This is a genomic window from Staphylococcus sp. GDY8P120P (assembly GCF_017892065.1).
Lineage (GTDB): Bacteria > Bacillota > Bacilli > Staphylococcales > Staphylococcaceae > Staphylococcus > Staphylococcus nepalensis.
The window spans coordinates 1-3,054 of the sequence record NZ_JAESKI010000005.1 but is presented as its reverse complement, the minus strand read 5'-3'; the positions used below and the strand labels follow the sequence as shown (position 1 = coordinate 3,054).

Below are 3,054 nucleotides of genomic sequence, written 5' to 3'. Positions count from 1 at the left end.
CCTTAACAATCCCAAAACTTGTCGAATGGTCGGCTTAATAGCTCACGCTATGCCGACATTCGTCTGCAAGTTTAGTTAAGGGTTCTTCTCAACATCAATAAATTTTCTCGGCATAAATGCGTGTTCTTTTCTTGTCTGCCCAGTAGACAAAGTAGACCCAACTGTTATTGCTTTACAGGTCTATTTTTCGTCGTTATAATCTAGTTAAATCCCGTAAGGGCCCGTAAGGGCGCACTTATGCGTTCTAAAAAGAACGCGTAAAAAACCATAATCGACCTTCGTCAATTTTTATCTTAGTTTTAAGGAATCGGCGTTGTAGCGCAGATATAAAAATTAATACTGCACGAACTAGAATCGACGTTGTAGCGTAGATATAAAAATTAATACTACATAGAAATTTAACTAAGATTTAAGCTACTAGTTTTTTGCTAGTAGCTTTTTTATTTTCTTAATTTTTAAATGCCTTTATTTTGAATTTTAAGGGGGTATTTAGAGCAAACTCTATATTTATATATTTTTATACCTGTATATTTATATATGTTTCTTAAAACGCAAATATGAGCAAAATAAGGGTACATCTTTCTGACATTTAACTTGTATTCAAAAGACATATTACTTAAGTTGCTAAAGTCATTTTAAATACAATCACTTGTACTTTTTAAACATAAGCCAGAAAAACGATATAACTTTTATATATATTTTTCTAATTTGATTGGAACTCCCTAAAATTTATATAACTTAAAAAGTTAAATTGTTTATCTCATTTTTTGTACATAACCAGTGGCGAATTTTTCAGACACTGCCCATTTACATGCAAATTAAAATTTTCATGGTAAAACTGGTCAACCATGCCGGTTGAACGCTATAGTTCCTGCAGGGGCAAAAATACATAAAAAAAACGCTAGCTTTTAAGCTAACGTTTCAAATCTTTTAAGTAATAATTTTGTTTTTCAAAATTCCAAATTGCAGTAATTGAATGTGCTTTTTCTTCTTCGTCTGTTGTTTTATCTTCGTCACTTGTATTAATTAAATTGCCATCTTCGGCATCGTCTAAATTTAAAATTTTATGTTTTTGTTTAAGCAATCCACCATAACTCAACATACGTTTTCGGTATAAACCTTTTTCTAAATCATTCACGATTTCCTGATTTCTTTCGTCATCATCAGTTAAAAAATCAGATGATTTAACCGAATATTTCGAGGTTTCTTTGATTGCTGCTTGAATATCTTTATCGCCTTTTTGATTTGGTTTGATCGCTTTAATATTTGCTACTGGCCGATAATTAACTTGTAATGCTTTTTGCCATAAATTAATCCAATCATTTTGAGAAATGTAATTCTCAGAACCTCTAAAATATTTACTTTCAACACACAATAAAACATGCATATGTTGATTATAACTACCGTCATTTTTATTAACTGTAACCTCTGTCGAACGCATAAAACCAATTAAATTTTTACTAACTTTTTTATATTTAAATAATCTTCTAAATGATTCAGTTAAATGTTTAAGACTTTTTTCTAAAGTATCTCCATCTATCGCATTTCGTGTTGATAGTGTAAGAAACAACCAACGTGCTTTCGGCTTTTCTTTAACCACTTCTTCAATCACTCTTTGAGCTTGATAACTATTTTTCATAGCACGCCTCCAATTACAAACTGGACACAATTTTGATTTACAAAACCATGTCTTATGTAACTTCAAATAACCTTCATCAGTAGGCTTGAACTCTAAGACGTTACCACATTGTTTTACGTTAAAAGCCTTTTTAATTTTTAAGATTTCTAGTATATCTGCATAACTTACATTATCGATTTTCTTTTCTCTCCACGGGCGTTGTTTCCCACTTTTCGTTAAGTCTTTTAGTGTTTTATTATCTTGATTTTCATCTATATATTTTGTATGATTGTCTTGCATATAAAAAGACCTCCAGTATTTGATTTTAGCTCGACACTTTAATCTTATTACTGGAGTTTTTTTATGTCAAATTTTATTTTATACACTAAAAATCTTTCAAAACACTGTTACATCAAGCTTGAAACAACATTTTAAAAAAGAACGTTATTTCTATATAGTATCAAGACAAGAAGAAACTCGTTTTCAACTCGTTTTAAAACCACCAACCAAAACCTTAAAACTCATCGTAATTTCACTTAAGTTTTTCTTAATTATTCCTTCTTTTTCTACGTCACTTAAATTCCACGTTAAAGGCGTCATATCAAGTAATTTATTCAATTCTTCTTTATTTAATTTAACCTTATAACTAATGTCTATCATTTCAATTTTATTAAAATTAGCTTCAAATAAATCTATAACCTCAGAATTATCATAATCCTTATTTTTATGATTACTAAAGACTATATTCCTTATTTCTTTTAAATAATCACTATTAGGAATTATTTTTATCAATTTCCCCTCTTTATCTAGAACTCTTTTAAACTCATCATAATTAGAAGGGCTAAGCACATTAATTAAAAAGTCTACATTCCCATTCATAACTGGTATATCAGCTAGATCAGCAACCAACCAATTTATATTTTTATATGATTTTGCTGCTTTTTTTACACCTTCTTTTGCAATGTCTATACCTAAGAATTCATTTTCACCAAGAAATGTTTTACTAATTTCATTTAAAATATAACCCTCACCAGTACCAACATCTATCACATTATTTTTAGTTTTAATCTCATATTTTTTAATAATTTCTATGATTTTTGAAATTAATATCGAATACAAATTGCTACTATCATTCAATTCTCTTCTAGCAATAAACAATTTTTTATCGTATTTACTTTTTTTATGCCCTGAAATTAAATTCGAATAACCCTCTTTTGCAATATCAAAAGTATGGTTATTCTCACATGCTAAAGTTTTATAACCTCTCTTTAATTTTTCATCACATATAGAACACTTAAAAAACATATTCACACCTCCAATCAAATAATTATAAATAACAAAGTTGCTTTATTCCAATTGCTTTATTGACGTTGAGCCTCGGAACCCTTAACAATCCCAAAACTTGTCGAATGGTCGGCTTAATAGCTCACGCTATG

At 29.1% G+C, this 3,054-nt stretch carries 2 protein-coding genes; both read right to left on the bottom strand.

All coding sequences use genetic code 11. The features are described 5' to 3' along the window. Nucleotides 1–913: 913 nt before the first annotated feature. Nucleotides 914–1,918: a protein rep gene (locus tag KA900_RS04620; protein WP_078099048.1), complete on the bottom strand. Its 1,005-nt coding sequence runs from the start codon at nt 1,916–1,918 to the stop codon at nt 914–916. A gap of 183 nt (nt 1,919–2,101) precedes the next feature. Next, a complete protein-coding gene (locus tag KA900_RS04615; protein WP_049948317.1) occupies nt 2,102–2,923 on the bottom strand; it encodes a putative RNA methyltransferase in 822 nt (273 codons plus the stop codon). Nucleotides 2,924–3,054 lie beyond the last annotated feature (131 nt).

Excerpts from the sequence above, each read along its gene's own strand:
- KA900_RS04620 (WP_078099048.1), bottom strand. The coding sequence starts at position 1,918 with ATGCAAGACAATCATACAAAATATATAGATGAAAATCAAGATAATAAA.
- KA900_RS04615 (WP_049948317.1), bottom strand. The coding sequence starts at position 2,923 with ATGTTTTTTAAGTGTTCTATATGTGATGAAAAATTAAAGAGAGGTTAT.